Here is a 20,453-nt window from a genome sequence, read left to right on the forward strand (position 1 = left end):
TTTGGCTGTGCGTGACTCCTACAATCGAGCCTTCTGTTTCACCCTTGGCTGAAGCACCGGCGCTTTGTGTTCCGATGCAAGGCAGGTGTGGGCCAACCGTCGAACCAATATCTGAATTCATGAGTGCATTTATCGAAGAGCGCGTGCTCAGCGTCCATCATTGGACCGATCGTCTGTTCAGCTTTACCACGACGCGCGACCAGGCGCTGCGGTTTTCCAACGGCCACTTTACGATGATTGGCCTGAAAGTGGATGGCAAGCCGCTTCTGAGAGCCTACAGTATCGCCAGCGCGAACTATGAGGAGCACCTGGAGTTTCTCAGCATCAAGGTTCAGGATGGTCCGCTGACCTCACGTCTGCAGCACATCCAGCCTGGAGATACCGTGATTGTGGGCCGAAAGCCCACCGGAACCCTGCTGATTGACTATCTGCTGCCGGCCAAACGGCTGTACCTGCTGGCTACCGGCACAGGTCTTGCGCCGTTTCTGTCCATCGTGCGCGACCCCGAAACCTACGAGAAATTTGAACAGGTCGTTCTGGTGCATGGTGTGAGAGAGGTCAAGGAGCTCGCTTACCGCGAGATGTTCGAGAAGACGCTGAAGGAGCACGAGTTCCTGGGCGAGATCATCGACAAGCAACTGCTCTACTACCCCACAGTGACGCGTGAGCCCTTCGTGCACCAGGGGCGTATTCCTCAGTTGCTCGAGAGTGGCCAGATTGCCAAGGATCTCGGCATTCCGATGCTCAGCCCGGCCGAAGACCGCATCATGATCTGCGGCAGCCCCGCCATGCTTCGTGATTTGAAGGCTCTTTCAGAGAAGCTCGGCTTCGACGAAGGCAACACCAGCCGTCCAGGCCAGTTCGTGATCGAGCGGGCCTTTGCTGACAGCTGATCACCACAGCGATGCAGAGAGGCGGGAACTCCTGAAGTGTCTCGCGCTCTCACTCCCCTATTGAGGGTGGCACAGGCGCGCTTTGCCTGTACGATCAAGTCTTAGAGGAGGTCCGAGTCTGCCATGTCTTTTCCGCTGAACATGATGCGCGATTACCCGCGCCTGGTCTTGCTCGCTTTGGCGGTGGCCTCTTTTTCCATGCTGGGTTTCGGGCTCTACCTGCAACATGTTGAAGGGCTGGAGCCTTGCCCCATGTGCGTGGTGCAACGGTATGCCTTCATTCTTGTGGCAGTGGTCGCTCTGCTGCTGTCGCTGCTGTCCAGCCAATCTGTCCGCGTGGGCGGCTTGCTTCTGATGGTTTTGCTGGCGGGTTTTGGTGCGTTTGTCGCAGCCCGGCAGACATGGCTGCAGTGGTACCCGCCAGAGATACTCAGTTGCGGGCGAGACTTTTACGGGATGATCGAGTCATTCCCGCTCAAACGGGCCATTCCCATGATTTTTCGTGGCAGTGGTGACTGCTCTGTGGTGGACTGGACCTTTCTGGGACTCTCCATCGCCAACTGGTCCTTTATCTATTTTGCAAGCGTGATCGTGCTCGCGCTTGTGATGCTGACTCAGCGTCGCGGCTGGCATTGAGCAGACAGAAGGCGTCCCTTCCTCACGCGCAGGAGGCAAGGGACGCGAGTCCGGCTTGTCTATCTGATCTGGTCAGAGCAGGGCGTTGCCGGGCATTTCACCCACTTCGTACACCACATGCGCACGGCCAACGATGAGTGAATCCAGGCCGCCAATGTTCTTCAGATTCTTGTTGTCGTAGGGAATCTTGTGAAGCACGTAGCGCATGGCGTTCAGACGCGCACGCTTCTTGCAGTCACTCTTGATCACTGTCCAGGGGGCATCGGCCGTGTCGGTCTCGAAGAACATGGCTTCTTTGGCTTTCGTGTAGTCATCCCACTTGTCGAGTGATGCCTTGTCGACGGGGCTGAGCTTCCACTGCTTGAGGGGGTGGGTTTCGCGCTCCTTGAAGCGACGGCGCTGCTCCTTGCGGCTGACTGAAAACCAGAACTTGATCAGATGTGTGCCACTGCGCACCAGATGCCGCTCGAACTGAGGCGCCTGGCGCATGAACTCGGCGTATTCTTCCTGATCGCAAAAGCCCATCACGCGCTCGACGCCGGCACGGTTGTACCAGCTGCGATCGAAAAGGACAATTTCACCAGCGGTGGGCAAGTGCTCTACATAGCGCTGGAAGTACCACTGGCCCCGCTCGATGTCGGTAGGTTTCTCCAGTGCAACCACTCGCGCACCCCGGGGGTTGAGGTGCTCCATGAACCGCTTGATGGTGCCACCCTTGCCAGCGGCATCCCGGCCCTCGAAACAGATGACCAGACGCTGCTTGTTCTCTTTGACCCAGGCCTGGAGCTTGAGCAACTCGACTTGCAACAGGTACTTCTGGGCCTCATAGGCCTTGCGGGACATGAGGTTGCGGTAAGGGTATCCACCGCTTCGCCAGTCAGCGGCCAATACCTCGTCCGGATGCTGAATGACCTTGGCCTTGTTGCGCTTGCTCTCAGCCTCTTCCCTGAGCAATCGCCGGATGGCCTTGGCGTCGTCGGGCGCTGCACCTTCGAGGATGGCTCTCAGGCTGGCTGCCTTGTCCTTGCGGCTCGACTTCTTGTCGGACATGATGTCCTTGACAGCTGCATAGTGGGATTCCTGCCGGGCATTCGTGATGCGGTCCACGGTGACTTTGGCGATCGACTTGGGGGCAGAGGCGCCGTCCACGTCACCGCGCGCTACCGTCCTCGTCTTCTCTGACGGCGCTGTCTTTCGATTGGCGACAGTTTTGCGCGACGCGGCACGCTTGCGGGCAGGCGTCGCGCTGGAACGGGAATTCCCGGTCGCACTGGGTGAGTTGGCAGTGTTTCGGTCGGTCATGTCTTTTCCCTTTCCTCAAGCCAAAACTCCAGTATGACGAGGATGGGAAAAATTGTCTTGACCCGTGTCAAAACGCGCCGATGCCGGCTATCCACCCGGCGGCGGGCGAGTTTTCTTCAGGACAGCTTCTTGACCAGTACCTGGCTGCGGCGGTCCCAGTTGTATTTGCGCTTGCGCGCCTCGGGAAGCCAGTCGGGATTGACTTGCTGGAAGCCGCGTTTGAGGAACCAGTGCATGGTTCGGGTGGTCAACACAAAAATGCTCTCCAGCCCTTGTGCTCGAGCACGGGATTCGATGCGCTTGAGCAGGCGTTCACCGTCGCCTTGGCTCTGGGCCTGGGCAGAGACTGTGAGGGCTGCCATTTCTCCGGTGCGCGTTTCCGGGTAAGGGTAGAGCGCCGCACAACCGAAGATCACGCCGTCGTGCTCAATGATGGTGTAGTTTCCGGCATCGCGTTCGATCTCTGTGCGATCGCGCTTGACCAGCGTTCCATCGGTCTCCAGCGGCTCGATGATGGCGAGGATGCCGCTGACGTCGTCCATGGTGGCTTCGCGCAGGCTCTCCAGCTTCTCGTCGACCACCATGGTGCCAATGCCATCGTGGGTGTAGATCTCCAGCAGCAAGGCGCCATCGACGGCAAACGGAAGAATGTGGCTGCGATCCACGCCACCTTCGCATGCCCGAATGCAGTGCTTGAGATAGAAGCCAGGCTCTGAGGGCTGGGTAGCCGGCGGCCATTCGGCGAGCATCTTCTTGGCATTGGCCAAAGGCAGCTCGGTGTCGATTTCACTCTCCGGATCGTTCATGTCGACGCGAACACCGGGGGATTCAGCCAGGAACACCAGCTTGTCGGCCTGCAAAGAGATGGCCACGGATGTGGCCACATCTTCCATGGTCAGGTTGAACGCTTCGCCGGTGGGTGAAAAGCCAAACGGCGAGAGCAGGACCAATGCGCCAAAATCCAGCGAGCGCTGAAGTCCCAACGTATCGACCTTGCGCACGAGCCCTGAATGCATGAAATCAACTCCGTCAATCAGGCCGACGGGACGTGCAGTGATGAAGTTGCCCGAAATGACCCGCACAGTCGCGCCTGCCATGGGCGTGTTTGGCAGGCCCTGGCTGAATGCAGCCTCGATCTCGTAGCGCAACTGTCCGGCGGCTTCCTGTGCGCAATCGAGCGTCACGGAGTCGGTGATCCGCATCCCATGCGAATACTTGGACGTGTGTCCCTTGGCCTGCAGCTGCTCCGTCACTTGCGGGCGAAAGCCATGAACCAGCACGATCCGGACACCCATGCTCTGGATCAGGGCCAGGTCCTGGGCGATCAGTGCGAGCTTGCCCGCCGCGATCGCTTCTCCCGACACCCCCACCACCAGCGTATTGCCTCGGTGCTTGTGGATGTACGGAGCAACGGAGCGAAACCAGGGGACAAAGGTGAAATTGAAAACGTCAGACATGTCGGGGTTCAGGTGAGGCATGGAGGGAAGGCGGAACGACCTCCCAGGCAACATTGTGGCGCAAGTTCGAAACCGGCGAAGGCCTCGAGGCAAATGGGAAGAGGGCGCGGCATCGGGTCAGAGCTGATCGTTGCCAAAGCGCCATTCTTTGCGCAAAGCGATCTTCTCCGCACGACGGCGAGCTGACTCGGGCTTTTCGTGTTTGCCGCCAGCGCCCGAAGAGGCGCGCTGAGCCAAAGCAACGGTGACCGGGTTGCGCGGTCGGCGAGCAGCTAGTGTGACGGTGGTGGAACGTTTCATGTGGGGCACTCCAAAAAACAAAAAAGCCCGGCAAAAGAGCCTGGGCTTCTGGGTGCGCCAACGCGCTGAGCCAAGGCTGGAAAGCATGCGCACATTCCAGCCGGGCGGTGGAGTGCCATCAACAGATTGAGGATCGTCGGAGCGTCATTTGGGTCACTGAATGCGCCTGCGGCATTCGTGGGAAAAGCTGTACTGATAAGCGGCAGACTTCAGTCGCCACCGGCAATCCATTATTTTGGCGTGCATGGCAGGCACTTCGCAAGCCAGCACGGGCGTGATGCGCCTGTGTTGTCGCTAATTGTGGACACCCCTGGGGCTTCTCTGTCCGAAGGCCTGATGTGAATGAAGGTGCATCCTCGGTGCTGTCGTGTCTTACTCGTGCATGTGGTTGGCGAACGGATGCCCGGCATCCCGGAGATAATTCATGCCATGTCAGTTTCCGGCCAGCCATCTGAGGGTAGGGCGTCCGACGCCGTCCGCCCGGTCCTTGAGTTTCCCGAATCCCTGCCCGTCTCCGCCCGTCGCGCCGAGATAGAGGCTGCCCTGCGCGAGCACCAGGTCATCATTGTCTGCGGCGAAACCGGCTCCGGAAAGACCACGCAGTTACCCAAGATCGCTTTGGCCATGGGTCGAGGCAAGCTCAATGCCAAGCCTGGCCAGAGGCCGCGCTTGATCGGCCATACCCAGCCTCGCCGCCTGGCAGCGACGTCAGTTGCCAAGCGCATTGCTGAAGAGACCCAAACCGAACTGGGCGAGGTAGTGGGCTACAAGATCCGGTTCCAGGATCGGTTGTCGCGCCAGGCCAGTGTCAAGCTCATGACCGATGGCATTTTGCTGGCCGAGACCATGAGCGACCCCAACCTGGACGCTTATGACACGCTCATCATCGACGAAGCCCACGAGCGCAGCCTGAACATCGACTTTCTCCTCGGCTACATTCGCCAGCTTCTGCCAAGACGGCCGGATCTGAAAGTCATCGTCACCTCCGCCACGATCGATGCCGACCGCTTTGCCGAGTACTTTGCCGAGTACTTTGCCCAGCCTGCACGCAGCGGCGGAGCGTGGGGGCCAACCGATTCACCGAAGGGCCGCCCCCAAGGTGAATCAGCCCCCCCGGGGGGCAGCGACCCGCGCAGCGACGGAGCGTGGGGGCCAACCGATTCACCGAAGGGCCGCTCCCAAGGTGAATCAGCCCCCCCGGGGGGCAGCGACCCGCGCAGCGGCGGAGCGTGGGGGCCAACCACCAAAGCCCCTGTGCTCATGGTATCGGGCCGGACCTACCCGGTTGAGGTACGGTGGCGGCCTTTCGAAGAAAGCCGTGACTACGACTTGAACGCTGCCATCGCTGACGGCGTGGACGAGCTCTGGCGCGACCCGAGGGCAGGCGATGTGCTGGTGTTTTTGCCCGGCGAAAGGGAGATCCGCGAAGCCGCCGACCATTTGCGCAAACACTTGAGCCATCAGCCAGCGTTCAGGTCGGCAGAAGTACTGCCATTGTTCGCGCGCTTGAGTCAGGCGGAACAAGAGAAGATCTTTCACCCTCACGGCAATCGCCGGATTGTGCTGGCCACCAATGTGGCTGAGACGTCTTTGACGGTTCCTGGTATCCGGTGCGTGATCGATGCCGGCACCGCCAGGGTCAAGCGATACAGCTTGCGCCAGAAGGTGGAGCAGCTGCTGGTGGAGCCTATCAGCCAGGCCGCCGCGAATCAGCGCGCTGGCCGTTGTGGTCGTGTGGCTGAAGGCATTTGCATCCGGCTCTATGACGAACAGGGCTTTGCTGCCCGTCCGCGCTTCACTGATCCAGAAATTCTGCGCAGTTCGCTCGCTGGCGTGATCCTTCGCATGACGGCGCTGCACCTGGGAGCTGTGGAGGAGTTTGCCTTTATCGAACCACCTTCCAGGCGCGCCATCACCGATGGCTACCAATTGCTTGGGGAATTGGGCGCTGTAGATGAGCAGCTTCGCCTCACGCCGATCGGAAAAACGCTGGCCAGGTTGCCTCTGGACCCACGTGTGGGCCGAATGATTCTGGAAGCCAGGGAGCGTGGAGCGCTCTCTGAGGTGCTCGTGCTGGCGGCCGCCTTGTCGGTGCAAGACGTGCGTGACAGGCCGATGGACAAACAGGCACAGGCCGATCAGGCCCACGCGCGGTTTGACGATGACAAGAGCGAGTTTGTAGGGACCTTGCGGCTGTGGAACTGGCTGGAGGAAGCCAGGGGCGGCCATGGCAAGGATCACAAGCTCAGCCACCGGCAATATGAAAATCTGCTGCGCCAGCATTTCATACACGTGCGTCGGGTGCGCGAGTGGCGTGATACCCATACGCAGTTGAAAACTGTCGTGGCCGAGCACGGCTGGAAGCTGGGCACCGAACCAGCCAGCTATGAGCAATTGCATTTGTCCATGCTGTCTGGCCTGCTGGGTAATGTGGGCTGCAAGAGCGACAGCGAGGACTGGTATCTGGGGGCTCGTGGTATCAAATTTCATCGGCACCCCGGCGCGCACCTGAAGAAACGGCCCGGCAAATGGATTGTCTGTGCCGAGCTGGTGGAAACCAGCAGACTGTTCGGCCGTGGAATCGCCGCCATCGAGCCGCAATGGCTGGAGACGGTGGGGCGCCACCTTCTGAAGAAGCAGCTCCTCGACCCGCATTGGGAGAAAAAGGCGGCCAGGGTCAACGCGCTGGAGCGGGCGACCCTGTATGGGCTACCGGTGTATCAGCAGCGGCGCGTCGACTTTGCCAAGGTGGACGCTCCGGCAGCAAGGGAGATATTCATCAGGGAAGCGCTGGTCGCCAACCTGACGGACGACACATGGGACAGCAAGCTGCCCTTTTTGGCCGCCAACCGCAAGGTAGTGAGGTCAGTGCAGGACCTGGAGCACAAATCCCGCCGACAAGACGTGCTGGTTGATGAGGAGCTGATTTTCGGTTTCTACGACAAGCAGTTGCCCAGACATGTCTCCAGTGGCATTGCATGCGAACGGTGGTACCGCCAGGCGTCCAAAGACCAACCGCGTCTTCTCCATCTGAGCAAAGATGAGTTGATGCGCCACGAGGCGGCGGGCGTGACCACGCAAGCCTTCCCCAGGACCATCCGCATGGGCGGTGTCGACTGCGCGGCCAGCTATCTGCACGACCCGAAAGATCCGCGCGACGGCTTGTCCATCACTGTCCCGATCTTCGCGCTCAACCAGGTCAGTGAGGCCCGTTGTGACTGGCTGGTGCCCGGCATGCTCAAGGAGAAAGTACAGGCCTTGCTGAAATCCTTGCACCAGCGTCCTCGTTCCAGGCTTGTCCCTCTGCCACAGACGGCCGAGGCCATGTCTGAACAACTGATGAGCTCGGATGCCTTTGGTCAGGAGCCATTGGTCGATGCGCTGCTCAAGCTGGTGCGCGAGAAGACACAACTCCCGGTGCAACGCAACGATTTCAAGCCGGACATGCTTTCACCTCACCACCTGATGCACTTCAGGGTGGTGGACGAACATGGGCGCCAGCTGGGGCAGGGGCGCAACCTGGGAGCGCTCAAGAGTGAGCTGGGTGGGAAAGCGCGCGGTGCGTTTCAGGCCCTGGCCGCCCTCAAGATGCAGGACTTGCGCAAGGCCGAACCAGCGGCCGCGCAGGCGCAAGCGCAAGCGTCTGACAAGAAGCAGGCCCGATATGCGGGTCAAGAGCCAGGTCAACATGCCCGGAAACAAGGCAAGAACAGCGCTCGCGATGTCGCCGATACCTTCACGGACTGGCAGTTCGGCCAGCTGCCTGAACTGATGGAAATCAGCAAGGGCAGCCAGACCCTGGTCGGGTTCCCGGCACTGATCGACAACGGCGACTCGGTTCACATCGAAGTTTTCGACGAACCAGAGCTCGCCGCCGGCAAGCACCGGAACGGCCTTAGACGCCTGTTTGCCCTTCAGGTCAAAGATGCCCTGAAATACCTGGACAAAAACTTGCCCGGACTTCAGTCGCTCCCTCTGGCCTACCTGCAGGCGGGCAAGGGCAAGGATGCCGGCAGTGACTGGTCGCTCGAAACCATCCGGGAACAGATCCTGCTGCTGGCACTTGAGCGGGCATTTCTCGTCGACCCACTGCCCACCGACGCTCCGTCGTTCGAGAAGCGGGTGGACGAGGGGCGTTCGCGTTTGACCCTCATCGCCAATGAGATTGCCCGCCTGGTTGGGGAGATCATGGGCGAATTCGCGGCTGCGGTCCGCAAACTCAGGGACGCCAGGGTTGATGAAGGCGTTCAAAGCGATGTTCAGCAGCAGTTGCAGCGGTTGATGCACAAGCAATTCCTGATGCAGACGTCATACACGCAGCTTCAGCATTTCCCGAGGTACCTCAAAGCAGTTCAGTTGCGCCTGGAGAAGTGGCGCGCTGACCCGGCCAGGGACCTGTCGCGCATGAGTGATCTCCGCCCGCAGGAACAGCGTTATTGGCGACTGGTCAGCGAACGCAAGGGCGTGATCGATGAGCGCATGAGCACCTTGCGCTGGATGCTGGAAGAGCTGCGCGTGAGCTTTTTTGCTCAGGAGTTGCGCACGCCGCAACCTGTGAGCATCAAGCGGCTGGAGAAAGCCTGGGCGCAGATCAGCTTGTAGCCAGGCACTGCTGGCAGGCGGTCGTCAGAGTCTGGCCAGCCGCTCCAGCGCCTTGAGCAGTGTTTCATCCTTCTTGGCGAAGCAGAAGCGAATCACGCGCTGATCGAAGCCTTCGCCATAGAACGGCGAGAGCGGAATGGCTGCGACACCTATTTCACGGGTCAGCCATTGACAGAAATCGGCATCCCCCAGTTCGCGTTCAGGTACCGCGAGCGACTCAATGCCAACGCACTGGAAGTAAGTGCCCTGACCCGGGAGCAGCCGAAAGCGTGTCTTCTCCAGACCTTGGCGGAACAGGTCGCGCTTTCGCTGATAGAACGCGGGCAGATTCAGGTAAGGAGCCGGGTCTGTCAGGTAATCGGCCAGGCCATGCTGCATAGGCGTGTTCACCGTGAACACGTTGAACTGGTGAACCTTTCGGAATTCAGCTGTCAGGGAAGGAGGCGCGACCACATAGCCCACCTTCCATCCAGTGACATGGAACGTCTTGCCAAAACTGCTGACGATAAACGCCCGGGCCGCGAGCCCGGGAAAACGGGCAGCGCTCTGGTGAGCCAGGTCATCGAACACCATGTGCTCATAAACCTCGTCACTGATCAGCAGTACGTCGGTAGGAGCCAGAAGCGCTTCGAGCTGATGCATGTCAGCTTCCGTCCAGCATTGTCCACTCGGATTGTGGGGGCTGTTGATGATGATCGCCCGGGTTTTCTCGCTCAGGGCCGAGGCAATGGCGTCAAAATCCGGCCGGAACCCATCCGGGGTCAGTGGCACACGCACAGCAACGCCGCCAGCAAGCTCGATGTTCGGCACGTAGCTGTCGTAGCAGGGCTCCAGAACGATGACTTCATCGCCTGGGTGAACAACGGCGAGGATGGCAGTGAGAATGGCCTGCGTCGCGCCGGCTGTCACCGTCACCTCGGCGTTGGCGTCACAAGGCAGTCCGTACAACGCCGTGGTCTTGGCAGCGATGGCCTCGCGAAGCGCGGGCACACCGGTCATGGGTGGGTACTGGTTGTACCCGGCATCCATTGCTGACTTGACGCTGTCGATCAGCGCAGGATCACAGGCAAAATCAGGAAAGCCTTGGCCCAGGTTGACGGCACCGGTCTCAACCGCCAGGGCCGACATCACGGTGAAGACAGTAGTGCCCACATTGGGGAAACGGGATTCAAGAGCAGGTGTGGCAGGGGTATCTGCAGGCATGATTCTCAGAGTTCGTAGTCGTCGTAATGCCCGTTCATGGCTTTTTCGACCAGGTCAGCTGACAGGCGGTCACTCAGGTATTCCGCAAATCGCAAAACAAAGTGCCGTAAATAGGCGCCACGCTTGAACGCCACCCGTGCAACATTTCGCCCGAATAATTGCGCCCCATCTCGTGCCACCAGATCCGGGCTCCGGTTTTCCCCCTGCACGGCCATCTCGGCCACAATGCCCACGCCCATTCCCAGCTTGACATAAGTCTTGATGACGTCCGAATCGATCGCCTCAAGGACCACACTCGGCGCCAGCTTGCGTTGTTCGAAGGCCTGGTCGATGCGCGTTCTGCCCGTGAAGCTCGGGTGGTAGGTGATGAGAGGCTCCTTGGCGAGATCCTCGAGTGTGATGTGCTCTTTGGCCAGCAAAGGGTGGTCAAAAGGAAAGACCAGCACGTGCTGCCACTCATAGCAGGGCAGCGTCACAAGATCGGCGTATTGCGAAAGGGACTCGGTAGCAATGCCGATCTCTGCCGTCTCATCGAGCAACATGCGGGCGACCTGATCCGGAGACCCCTGGTGCAGGCTGACGCCCACCTTCGGGTATGCCTGTCGCAGTCGGGCGACCGGTCCGGGTAATACATAGCGGGCCTGTGTGTGGGTCGTGGCGATGGACAGCGTGCCACTGTCCTGGGCAGAGAACTGCTCACCAATCCGCTTGAGATTGTTGACTTCACGCAGGATGATGTCGATGCTCTTGAGCACTTGCTGGCCAGGCTCGGTCACACGCTTGATGCGTTTTCCGTGCCGGACGAAGATGTCGATGCCCAGCTCATCCTCCAGCTCAATGATGGCCTTGGAGACGCCAGGCTGTGACGTGTGCAAGGCCTTGGCGGCTTCTGTGAGGTTGAGGTTGCGCCGTACAGCTTCCTGAACGAACCGGAACTGGTGGAGATTCATGCCTGTGCCTCGTCATTGAGCGCAATGTCTGCCAGCAATGCGGCCAAACGCTCGCTTTCACCTGCAGCGGGCAGGCATTGAATGTTGACGGCCGGGAACTGGCGCTGCAGGGTGGAGACCAGCGCCGGCAGGTCGGTTCTTGCATGTTTGCCCATGCCAAAGAAAAGTGGAAGTATCCGCAGTTGCCGGCATCCTTCGCCTACCAGCTGCGCAGCTGCCGTTGGCAGGTCGGGCTCGCTGAGCTCGAGGTAGGCGCATCGCACCCGCGACGCAGGATCCCTGCGTCTGACCGCGTCGGCGACGGCCTCGACGGGCTGCCGCCACATCGGATCACGTGATCCATGGGCAAATATCACCACTCCCAGCATCTTTGCTACCTCCTGAACACCAGCCACAAGAAGGCGCCAAGCGAGAGCACTGAGTAGATCATCGCCGGTGCCGCTGCCGCCAGCCACGGCTGCCACTGGTTGAGGTTGCCAATGTAGCCAAACACGTTGTTGAGCAGAAAAAAACTGATCCCGATCATCACGCCCAGAAATACGTAGCCCATGACGCCCCCGCTACGGAAGTGCAGGTAGGCAAAGGGCAGGGCGAGAACGACCATCACCAGGCAACTCAAGGGATAGAACACCTTGCGCCAGAACTCGATTTCATACCGTTGTGCCGTTTGCCCGTTCGCTTCCAGATGCTGGATGTATTCGAACAGGTCGGTTGTGCGCATGCGGTCTGGCTTGAGCAGCGCCACTGAGACCATTTCGGCCGTGATTTCGCTTGGCCAGCTGTAGGTGGGCATATCGCTGTGACGCACATCATCGGCTTTGAGCTTGACTCGACGAAACTCCATTCGCTTGACGTCAATGAGCGTCCAGGACCCGGTGGTCTCGATCTGCCCCTCTGCCGCATCCAGCGTGGAGAGCATGACCCCGTTCTCGTCGAACTCGAAAATGCGCACACCGCCCATGTGGCCCTGAGTGGTGAGAGTACGGACATTGACCAGGTAATTGGCCTGTCCCTGGCGCTCCTTGAGCCATGCACCTGTCTCGCCTGCCACCAGGTTGCCCTTGAACCTGGCCTTGAGCAACTGCGCCGAGCGGTCCGCTGGCGGGGCCGCATAGTCACCCATGGCAAACGTCAGGATGGTGAACAAGAGCCCAAGCCCCAGCAATGTCTTCAATGCACGAGTCGGCCCCAGACCGCTGGTTCTCAGAATGGTGTACTCGGAGCTGTGTGCCAGCCGCGTCAGCACAGTGACCGAGCCGATCAATACTGCGATCGGCATGAGTTCGTACATCCGGTTGGGCATCATCAACGCCACATACATCAGGGCGTGGCGGATGCCATAGACCAGCTCAGGGTTGGAGCGAGGAGCCTTGCCCAGTGCACTCAGCTCTTCGACAAAGTCAAAGAAGAAAAACAGTGCGAGAAAGGCCAGCAGCACGTAGGCAAAGGAAGTGATGACCTCGCCATAGATGAGGCGTCGGATGGTCTTCATCGAGCCGGCTCCTCCTGTCCATCGCCTTGATGCTCTGTAGGCCGCGCGTCCGTTTCGGCCCCCAGCATGTGCCGCGTCTCGGCCGGGCTGTCTGGCACATCAATGGGCGAGAGCGCTGCCCAGGCGGGGTCGGTTTCGCTCTCCGGCCCCGAATTGGCGGCCATTGCGGCCATGGCAGCGGGACGCCCTTGGGATGGGTCACGCCCTGGCCGCCAGCGCGTCAGGATATCCGCCCAGCTCAGCGCATAGTGGCGTTTGTAGAGCCAGCCCAGCGCCAGCATGAACACGGTGCCGTGGGTCAGCAACAGCAGAACAGGCATGCTCATCTTGCCCGAAGCAATCCAGCGCTGGCTGAAGTTGAGCATGTTGAAGTAGGCCATGAACGCGAAGAGGGTAAAGATCAGGTTGCCGCCACGCCCGGCCCTGGGGTTGTTGATGGTGACGGCCAAGGCGATCAGCACCAGGTTCAGGGCTGTCAGGGCCACGCCCAGTCGCCAGCCCAGCTCACCCATGTTGGGTGGCGTCGGGTCCTTGAGGAGGTCAATTGTGTCCACCGCTCGCAGCCGCTGCAGGCCGCTTGCATATCCAATCTGGCTTCCGATCTGGGCGGCATACTCATCAAATTCACTGATCTTGACTGAACCTGTTTCCGGGTCGCGTTCCAGGCGCTGCCCGTTGACCAGTACAAGGTAGCGTCGCCCGTCGATGGTCTGAATATGGCCAGAGCTGGCGGATGTCACCGTTTCCCGGCCATCGTCCTCAATACTGGAGATGAACACGTTCTTGCCTTCCAGGTCGTCATTGGTGTCCTTGTCGATGTAGAACACCCGTCGCCCACTGGAAGACTCCTGGAATTCACCCGGTTGCACCCGTTGCAAATCGCCACGGTTCTCAAAACGGCCTCTGAGCTCGTCAGTCTGCTGGTTGGCCCATGGCCAGGCAAACAGAATGAGAACGACAATTACCAGAAGGACTGGCCAGGAGAATCGCAGAAGCGGGCTGAGAAAGCCACCGAGCGAGCGGCCACAAGCAAACCAGACAATCATTTCGCTCTCCCGGTACATACGGGAAAGCGTGGAAACGATGCTGATGAACAGGGCGAGTGTCAAAATGGTGGGCATTCGTCCCAGGACGGTGTAGCCCAGAACGAGCATGATCTCCTCCGGGTTGACACTGCCGCGGGACGCGGCGCCAAGCGTTCGGATGAGAAGCATCGTCAGCACAATGGTGAACAACACCACCAGGGTTGCGCCAAAACTTCGTGCGAGCTCTTTGCGGATGGAAGAATGGAATAACATTGATTCAACTCAGGACCCCCCGATTATGAACTTTGAAATCAAGACCCTGTCACCCGAGCAAGCCGTCCAGGCTGCTGTCGATGCTCTGATTGTTCTGATTCCGGACGATTTCTCCCTCAAACGGGGTCAGAGAAACGCCCTGACCGAGCTTGTGCACGACACCACCACCCGCAAGGAGGTTGAGGCGGGCGTCGGAAAGAGCCTCATGCTTTATCGCGCTCCCGGCTTCAAGGCCTCCCGCCTGGTGCTCGTCCGCTGCGGCGATGCCACCCCTGCCCAGGTGCGCAGTGCTGTATCCGCTGCGATGGGGCATGTCCGTCATGCATCCACTCGCAAGGTTGCAATCCTGTTGAGCCTCCTGCCCGACAGCAACGCAGCCATTCAGGCGGCCATGATGGCCGCTGCGGATGCAACCTACACCTACACGGAGACCAAACCCTCTGCCAAGGCCTCAGCCATCAAGACGTTGCAACTGGGCGTGCCCGCTGTCGCCAGCGCCAAAGCTGCTTTTGCCAAGGCTCAGGCTGCCGTCGTGGGGGTCACCACTGCCCGCGAATGGGCGAACCGCCCAGGGAACCATGCCACGCCGACCATGCTGGCCAAGGCCGCGGTCGCGCTGGGCAAGAAGCCAGGCATCAAGACCGAAGTTCTTGGTCCGAAAGAGGTGGAAAAGCTGGGCATGGGCAGCTTCATGGCCGTCGCCCAAGGGTCGGCGGAGCCGCTCCGCTTCATCATCATGCGGTACAACGGCGGCAAGAAATCAGATGCGCCTGTGGTGCTGGTGGGCAAAGGCATCACTTTCGACACCGGCGGCATTTCGCTCAAGCCCGGCGCGGGCATGGATGAAATGAAGTTCGACATGGGCGGCGCGGCCAGCGTCCTCGGGACCTTCGCCGCGCTGGCAGAACTCAAGCCTTCTGTCAATGTGGTCGGACTTATCCCCACATGTGAAAACATGCCCGACGGCAAGGCCATCAAGCCTGGAGACGTTGTCACCAGCATGAGCGGGCAGACGATCGAAATTCTCAATACGGATGCAGAAGGGCGCCTGATTCTCTGCGATGCCCTGACCTATGCTGCACGCTTCAAACCTGCCTGTATTGTGGACATCGCCACCCTGACAGGTGCTTGCGTCATCGCGCTGGGCAGCATCCGCACAGGCATGTATGCGACGACAGACGCGTTGGCGCAGTCTCTCTCGGATGCAGGCGAGCGATCGCTCGACCTGTGCTGGAGGATGCCGCTGGATGAGGCATACGCCGATGGCCTGAAGTCCAACTTCGCCGACATGGCCAACGTGGCCGACCGCAAGGCCGGGTCCGTGACAGCTGCCAAGTTTCTGCAGAAGTTTGTCGGTGAGCATGAATGGGCTCACCTGGACATCGCGGGATCAGCGTGGAACAGTGGTGGTGCCAAGGGGGCCACAGGTCGTCCTGTGCCTCTGCTGCTCGAGTTTCTGGTCAGCAGGAACTCGGTCTGACACCCGTGGCCGATCCGCAGGTTGCATTCCACTTCAATGCCGACGACAAGTTGGCATATGGCGCCCGCCTGGTGCGCAAGGGGTACCTGAGAGGGGCTCGCATGCTGGTATGGGGCGACCCGCGCCAGCTGGAGCAACTCTCCCACATTTTGTGGACGCAGACCCCAGGGGATTTCGTGGGCCATGCGTGCCCGACCGATCCGGCCGCCGTGCAGACGCATTCGAAAGTCCGCCTGGTTGCACAGTTGCCTGAACAGGCGCCTGAAGCCACCATGCTCGTCAACCTCACGGATGCCTTTCCTGGCGACGCCATCGACGGGTACGAGCGGGTATTCGAGATCGTCACGGCAGCTCCTGAAGACAGGCAGGGAGGCAGGCAACGCTGGATGGCCTACCGGCAGGCCGGCATCGAGCCCGACCGGCATGACCTTGGAGGCAGCTCCGCCTGAGGGGCCGCAACACGTCTCGCGCATGCAAAGGGCCGCTGGATGCAACCCTTTGTCACCTGTGAAGCAGGCCAAAGATGGCAACTGTTTGAAAAACCGCCCGGATTTGGAGTATCGTTAGGGTTGGATGCAGGAAATATCCTGTTTTCCGACTGATTTGTTTATTTCCTTTCCGAGGGTATCTATGCACATGAACATCAAACTCGCCGTGCTCGCATCGGCCGTTGCTCTGGCCGCTTGCGGCAAGAAGGAAGAGGCTGCACCGGCCGCTGAGACCGCCGCACCAGCAACATCTGCCGCCGCTCCAGCACCTGCTGAGGCGATGGTGATCAAAATCGGCCACGTCGGCCCAACCAGTGGTGCCATTGCCCACCTCGGCAAGGACAACGAGAACGGTGCCCGCATGGCCATTGAAGAGCTCAATGGTGCTGGCCTGACCATCGAAGGCAAGCCTGTCCAGTTCGAGCTGCTGGCCGAAGACGACGCAGCTGATCCCAAGCAGGGCACCGCTGCTGCACAGAAGCTGGTCGATGCCAAAGTGGCTGGCGTGATCGGTCACCTGAACTCCGGAACCACGATTCCAGCCTCGCAGATCTATAACGACGCTGGCATTCCACAGATTTCCCCATCCGCCACGAACCCCACCTACACCCGCCAGGGCTACACCGGTGTGTTCCGTGTGGTGGCTGACGACGTGCACCTGGGCGGTACGCTGGGCAAGTACGCAGTGGAGCAGCTCGGTGGCAAGGCCGTGGCGGTCATCGATGACCGCACGGCTTATGGTCAGGGCGTGGCTGACGAGTTCGAGAAAGGCGTGAAGGCCGCTGGCGGCAACATCGTCGGCCGCGAATTCACCAACGACAAAGCCACCGACTTCAACGCCATCCTGACCACCCTGAAGGCACAGAAGCCTGATGTCGTGTTCTTTGGCGGCATGGACGCCGTGGCTGGCCCGATGCTCAAGCAAATGAAGCAGCTGGGTATCGAAGCCAAGTTCATGGGCGGCGACGGTATCTGCACCAGCAAGTTGCCTGAGCTGGCTGGCGACGGCATGTCCGACGAGCAGGTTTACTGCGCGGAAGCTGGTGGCGTCGAAGGCGAGCAGAAAGTTGGCATGGACAAGTTCCGCGCTGACTTCAAGGCCAAGTTCGGTGAAGAAGTGCAGGTGTACGCACCTTACGTCTACGACGCCGTCAAGGTCATGGCAGACGCCATGGTCAAGGCCCAGTCTTCTGATCCTGTGAAGTACCTGCCAGCACTGAAGGCCACGGAGTACGAGGGTGTGACCGGCAAGATCGCCTTTGACGAGAAGGGTGACATCAAGAACGGTGCTCTGACCCTCATGACCTACAAGGGCGGTGCTCGCACCCAGATCGCTGTGATCCGCTGATAGCAGCCACTTTGGTCGCAGCGTCCCGGGTTGATCAACTGCCCGGGACCCACCAAAAAAAGCCACCTTCGGGTGGCTTTTTTTTGGCCAAGTCGTTGCCCTCAGCCCAGTCGAAGCAGGGTGGCAGTCACGTCCTTGTGATCCATGCCGTATGCGTATCCGTGGCGCTCCAGCCAGGACAGAGCCTGGCTGAGCTCCCCCGGGCCGAGGTTGTAATATTCGAAATTGATCACCAGCGGCTTGATCCTGTCCAGCGGGAAGGTCTGGAGAATGGCCCAGTCGTGCCCTTCGGTGTCGATCTGCAGCAGGTCGAGGGAGGCAAACCCCAGTTCGTCCAGGGCTGTCTGGAACGACTTGCACAACACGGTTTCCTCGACCCGAACCGACTTGAGAACGTCGTGTGTTGCCTCGTCCACCTTCTTGCCGCCGATGGCGTTGCGGTCGGTATAAAAGGACGAGATACCGAGTGCCCAGTCGGGCAACGTCCCATCCTCGACCACCTGCGCCGGGATTCGATACATCACTCGCTCGCCATCGCAGGCATCAATGGCTGCGTTGACGAAGACCAGGCCCTCGCAATCGTCATAGTTGGCCACCAGACGCTCGTACATGTCGGTCAGGGGCTCGAACAGGGCGCCGTGCCATTGCTGGGCGCGAATGCGTTTGTACAGGGGATCGAACTTCACCCCATCCATGGCGCCCACCTGGAGAAACTGCACGGATTGGTCCTGGCCGTCTCGTAGCGCGTGCACATAGTCCATCAATCCGCCAAGATCCGTTTGAATGCTTGGCCAGGACCGTGTTGACGCCTCTCCGTCTGCCTGGGCGCTTTCCGAGGCAACGTCATACTGAAAAGGTTGAGCGCAAGCCAGACGCCGCAGGTCAACCACTGTCTTCGGAATGTCGGGCTTTGGCCGCTTGTTGGGGACAGCCCGGGAGGCCTGGTAATGCGTGATGACAGGCGCCTGCTGCTCTCTGGACATGACCTGCGTGTCAAAGACGTGTGTATAGCGCTCTGGTAGCCATCCCGTGACGAGATCATGGGTCTGGGAATACTCGGCCCAGGCCTGATCGAGCAGCATCTGATCCCAGACCATGGGGCGCATCTGGCACAGCTCGATCCACCGCTCAAGCAAGCCGATTGCTCGTTCGTTGTAGGCAAAGTAGACCGTACCGCTGGCAAACTCCCAGCCGTCATACCGGTGCACAGCGAAGTCGAATCCGGCCGGGATGTGGGGCGGACGCTGAAGTTTGGCGTCGGCATCGACCCACAGCACGGGGCGCTGAAGTTCTTTCAGGCAGTTGAGTATGAAGCTTGGCTTGAGGCTGCAGTTGGCCTCCCACGTGCCGGCGCTCTCGATGCCAACGACGCAGTACGGCTGCTCAGCTCCAAGTGCCTCGATGGAAGCAATCAGCTCTTTGGCGCAGGCTTCATAAGGCGTACCGGTGGTGTAGTAGCTGACAACGACGGGGCTGGGATGTGGCTCGTACAGGCGTTCAGTCGAATCCACGCCGATCCAGAAGTGCTCGCCATTGATGTCGATGTTGCACAGGTCTTCGAAGCTCTGCTTGAGTTCAGCCTGACTCTCATCATGGTTGCGGATGACGCAAAGAGAACTCGACCGCAGCACTTGTGCCCGGCCATGCTCTTGCCAGTCCATCGATTGTTCCTTGTGCCCCAGCTGGGCCAGGAGCCCCATGAGCTCGTCCATCTTGCGTCTTGCCTTTCATAAGCTGCAGGTGAAACCCGTTCAAAAGCAGCTTAGGTGGCAATTGGCTGGCCCGGTCGCCAAAAAAGGGACCGCAAAGACCTCCAGTCCTGAGGATGAGCGCCCGCGGCGCGCGGTGTTCTTCAGGGTCCGGGCACAAAAAAGCCGTCACGCTGGACGGCCTTGATGCTAGTTCTTCGTGGCGGAGAGGGCGGGATTCGAACCCGCGGTAGGCTATGAACCTACACACGCTTTCCAGGCGTGCGACTTAAACCACTCATCCACCTCTCCGCGAAGCCTTCAATTATAGCAGGCAATTTTCCTGTTTCAGGCGTTGTTGCGCCCGGTGCTGATCATTTTCATGGCAGATGTGACCAATGCAGACACCTCCGTCATGTTGCTCGGCACCACCAGAGTGGTCTGCGCCTCATTGGCCAGCTTGCCGTAAGCTTCCACAGCCTGCTCGGCCACCTTGAGCTGGACGGCTTCCTGCCCGCCTGGCAGCTGGATGGCCTGCGCCACCCGCGCGATGGCGTGAGCCGTGGCGTCAGCCACTGCCTTGATGGCCTCGGCCTCACCCTGAGCCTTGTTGATTTCCGCTTGTTTTTCGCCTTCGGAGCGGGCGATGAAGGCTTCGCGCTCGCCGGTTGCGATGTTGATCTGCTCCTGCCGGCGGCCCTCGGAGGCCGCGATGAGGGCGCGCTTTTCGCGCTCTGCGGTGATCTGGGCCTGCATGGCGCGCAGAATCTCTGCTGGCGGGGTCAGGTCCTTGATCTCGTAGCGCAGCACCTTCACACCCCAGTTGAGCGCAGCCTCGTCGATGGCCGCCACAACCTGGGCATTGATCATGTCGCGCTCTTCAAAGGTCTTGTCCAGCTCCAGCTTGCCGATCACCGAGCGCAACGAGGTCTGGGCCAGCTGAGTCACTGCCATGACGTAGTTGGAGGAACCATAAGAGGCGCGCATGGGGTCCGTCACCTGAAAATACAGAATGCCGTCGACCTGCAGCTGCGTGTTGTCGCGCGTGATGCACACCTGACTGGGCACATCGAGCGGAATCTCCTTGAGACTGTGCTTGTAGGCGACGCGCTCAATGAATGGCACCAGAAATTTCAGCCCCGGGCTGAGCGTTCCACTGTATTTGCCCAGTCGCTCGACCACCCAGGCGTTCTGTTGCGGCACGATCTTGACTGACCGGATCACGAACATGACCGCGATCACGAGAATGACGATCGATACGATTGAAGTTCCCACTGTGAATATCCCTTCTTTCAGATGAAAAGCTGCGGCGCTGA

Annotated in this window: 16 protein-coding genes and 1 tRNA gene; 6 read left to right on the plus strand and 11 right to left on the minus strand. The window is 60.0% G+C overall.

The window, feature by feature from the left end:
- The first annotated feature begins 119 nt into the window (after positions 1-119).
- Positions 120-893, plus strand: coding sequence for a ferredoxin--NADP reductase (locus tag ABWV89_RS04195; protein ID WP_353394532.1), 774 nt, complete (start codon positions 120-122; stop codon positions 891-893).
- Positions 894-1,016: 123 nt separating this feature from the next.
- Complete coding sequence (locus ABWV89_RS04200) at positions 1,017-1,529, plus strand: disulfide bond formation protein B (protein ID WP_353394535.1); 513 nt, start codon at positions 1,017-1,019, stop codon at positions 1,527-1,529.
- Positions 1,530-1,601: 72 nt separating this feature from the next.
- Here ABWV89_RS04200 and ppk2 read toward each other — a convergent pair whose 3' ends face one another.
- The 3 genes from ppk2 to ABWV89_RS04215 all read right to left on the minus strand — a co-directional run bounded on the left by ppk2 (position 1,602) and on the right by ABWV89_RS04215 (position 4,588).
- Entirely contained in the window at positions 1,602-2,831 is a 1,230-nt protein-coding gene (gene ppk2, locus ABWV89_RS04205) for a polyphosphate kinase 2 (protein WP_353394538.1), read from the minus strand.
- A 116-nt stretch (positions 2,832-2,947) separates the two neighbouring features.
- Positions 2,948-4,288, minus strand: a complete 1,341-nt coding sequence (argA, locus tag ABWV89_RS04210; RefSeq protein WP_353394541.1) for an amino-acid N-acetyltransferase — start codon at positions 4,286-4,288, stop codon at positions 2,948-2,950.
- A gap of 117 nt (positions 4,289-4,405) precedes the next feature.
- Complete coding sequence (locus ABWV89_RS04215) at positions 4,406-4,588, minus strand: hypothetical protein (RefSeq protein WP_353394544.1); 183 nt, start codon at positions 4,586-4,588, stop codon at positions 4,406-4,408.
- A gap of 429 nt (positions 4,589-5,017) precedes the next feature.
- Here ABWV89_RS04215 and hrpA point away from each other — a divergent pair, with 429 nt between their 5' ends.
- Positions 5,018-9,190 carry an ATP-dependent RNA helicase HrpA gene (hrpA, locus tag ABWV89_RS04220; RefSeq protein WP_353394547.1) on the plus strand — a complete coding sequence of 1,391 codons (4,173 nt, stop codon included), beginning with the start codon at positions 5,018-5,020 and terminating at the stop codon, positions 9,188-9,190.
- A 24-nt stretch (positions 9,191-9,214) separates the two neighbouring features.
- On the opposite strand, the gene ABWV89_RS04225 is transcribed toward hrpA, so the two are convergent.
- From ABWV89_RS04225 to lptF, 5 genes are read right to left on the minus strand one after another with little or no spacing between them, the layout of a single operon-like run.
- Positions 9,215-10,393, minus strand: coding sequence for a pyridoxal phosphate-dependent aminotransferase (locus ABWV89_RS04225; protein ID WP_353394550.1), 1,179 nt, complete (start codon positions 10,391-10,393; stop codon positions 9,215-9,217).
- A gap of 5 nt (positions 10,394-10,398) precedes the next feature.
- Entirely contained in the window at positions 10,399-11,343 is a 945-nt protein-coding gene (locus ABWV89_RS04230) for a CysB family HTH-type transcriptional regulator (protein WP_353394552.1), read from the minus strand.
- Entirely contained in the window at positions 11,340-11,711 is a 372-nt protein-coding gene (locus tag ABWV89_RS04235) for a sirohydrochlorin chelatase (protein WP_353394555.1), read from the minus strand. Before ABWV89_RS04235 ends, ABWV89_RS04230 begins: the two co-directional genes overlap by 4 nt.
- Positions 11,712-11,716: 5 nt before the next feature.
- Positions 11,717-12,835 (minus strand): LPS export ABC transporter permease LptG, encoded by a 1,119-nt coding sequence (gene lptG / locus ABWV89_RS04240; protein ID WP_353394558.1) that lies wholly within the window; start codon positions 12,833-12,835, stop codon positions 11,717-11,719.
- Positions 12,832-14,133 (minus strand): LPS export ABC transporter permease LptF, encoded by a 1,302-nt coding sequence (gene lptF / locus ABWV89_RS04245; RefSeq protein ID WP_353394561.1) that lies wholly within the window; start codon positions 14,131-14,133, stop codon positions 12,832-12,834. The genes lptG and lptF overlap by 4 nt, the downstream gene beginning before the upstream one ends.
- Before the next feature lie 25 nt (positions 14,134-14,158).
- On the opposite strand from lptF, the gene ABWV89_RS04250 reads away from it, so the two are divergent.
- The 3 genes from ABWV89_RS04250 (at position 14,159) to ABWV89_RS04260 (ending at position 17,449) form a co-directional block, all read left to right on the plus strand.
- Positions 14,159-15,613, plus strand: a complete 1,455-nt coding sequence (locus tag ABWV89_RS04250; RefSeq protein WP_353394564.1) for a leucyl aminopeptidase — start codon at positions 14,159-14,161, stop codon at positions 15,611-15,613.
- A gap of 5 nt (positions 15,614-15,618) precedes the next feature.
- A complete protein-coding gene (locus tag ABWV89_RS04255; protein WP_353394567.1) occupies positions 15,619-16,062 on the plus strand; it encodes a DNA polymerase III subunit chi in 444 nt (147 codons plus the stop codon).
- Between the two features lie 187 nt (positions 16,063-16,249).
- Complete coding sequence (locus ABWV89_RS04260; RefSeq protein ID WP_353394570.1) at positions 16,250-17,449, plus strand: branched-chain amino acid ABC transporter substrate-binding protein; 1,200 nt, start codon at positions 16,250-16,252, stop codon at positions 17,447-17,449.
- A gap of 101 nt (positions 17,450-17,550) precedes the next feature.
- Here the strand turns inward: ABWV89_RS04260 and ABWV89_RS04265 are convergent, their stop codons facing one another.
- The 3 genes from ABWV89_RS04265 to ABWV89_RS04275 all read right to left on the minus strand — a co-directional run bounded on the left by ABWV89_RS04265 (position 17,551) and on the right by ABWV89_RS04275 (position 20,367).
- On the minus strand, positions 17,551-19,161 hold the full coding sequence (locus tag ABWV89_RS04265) for an FkbM family methyltransferase (protein ID WP_353394573.1): 1,611 nt from the start codon (positions 19,159-19,161) through the stop codon (positions 17,551-17,553).
- A gap of 197 nt (positions 19,162-19,358) precedes the next feature.
- Positions 19,359-19,449, minus strand: a tRNA-Ser gene (locus ABWV89_RS04270).
- Positions 19,450-19,485: 36 nt separating this feature from the next.
- Entirely contained in the window at positions 19,486-20,367 is an 882-nt protein-coding gene (locus ABWV89_RS04275; protein ID WP_353395169.1) for an SPFH domain-containing protein, read from the minus strand.
- Positions 20,368-20,453: the final 86 nt, after the last annotated feature.

It is taken from the genome of Hydrogenophaga sp. 5NK40-0174, from assembly GCF_040372165.1.
Lineage (GTDB): Bacteria > Pseudomonadota > Gammaproteobacteria > Burkholderiales > Burkholderiaceae_C > Hydrogenophaga.

Excerpts from the sequence above, each read along its gene's own strand:
- ABWV89_RS04265 (WP_353394573.1), bottom strand. The coding sequence starts at position 19,161 with ATGGACGAGCTCATGGGGCTCCTGGCCCAGCTGGGGCACAAGGAACAA.
- ABWV89_RS04250 (WP_353394564.1), top strand. The coding sequence starts at position 14,159 with ATGAACTTTGAAATCAAGACCCTGTCACCCGAGCAAGCCGTCCAGGCT.
- lptG (WP_353394558.1), bottom strand. The coding sequence starts at position 12,835 with ATGAAGACCATCCGACGCCTCATCTATGGCGAGGTCATCACTTCCTTT.
- ABWV89_RS04225 (WP_353394550.1), bottom strand. The coding sequence starts at position 10,393 with ATGCCTGCAGATACCCCTGCCACACCTGCTCTTGAATCCCGTTTCCCC.
- ABWV89_RS04230 (WP_353394552.1), bottom strand. The coding sequence starts at position 11,343 with ATGAATCTCCACCAGTTCCGGTTCGTTCAGGAAGCTGTACGGCGCAAC.
- argA (WP_353394541.1), bottom strand. The coding sequence starts at position 4,288 with ATGTCTGACGTTTTCAATTTCACCTTTGTCCCCTGGTTTCGCTCCGTT.
- ABWV89_RS04260 (WP_353394570.1), top strand. The coding sequence starts at position 16,250 with ATGAACATCAAACTCGCCGTGCTCGCATCGGCCGTTGCTCTGGCCGCT.
- ABWV89_RS04200 (WP_353394535.1), top strand. The coding sequence starts at position 1,017 with ATGTCTTTTCCGCTGAACATGATGCGCGATTACCCGCGCCTGGTCTTG.
- ppk2 (WP_353394538.1), bottom strand. The coding sequence starts at position 2,831 with ATGACCGACCGAAACACTGCCAACTCACCCAGTGCGACCGGGAATTCC.
- ABWV89_RS04235 (WP_353394555.1), bottom strand. The coding sequence starts at position 11,711 with ATGCTGGGAGTGGTGATATTTGCCCATGGATCACGTGATCCGATGTGG.
- ABWV89_RS04275 (WP_353395169.1), bottom strand. The coding sequence starts at position 20,367 with ATGTTCGTGATCCGGTCAGTCAAGATCGTGCCGCAACAGAACGCCTGG.
- lptF (WP_353394561.1), bottom strand. The coding sequence starts at position 14,133 with ATGTTATTCCATTCTTCCATCCGCAAAGAGCTCGCACGAAGTTTTGGC.
- ABWV89_RS04195 (WP_353394532.1), top strand. The coding sequence starts at position 120 with ATGAGTGCATTTATCGAAGAGCGCGTGCTCAGCGTCCATCATTGGACC.
- ABWV89_RS04215 (WP_353394544.1), bottom strand. The coding sequence starts at position 4,588 with ATGAAACGTTCCACCACCGTCACACTAGCTGCTCGCCGACCGCGCAAC.
- hrpA (WP_353394547.1), top strand. The coding sequence starts at position 5,018 with ATGTCAGTTTCCGGCCAGCCATCTGAGGGTAGGGCGTCCGACGCCGTC.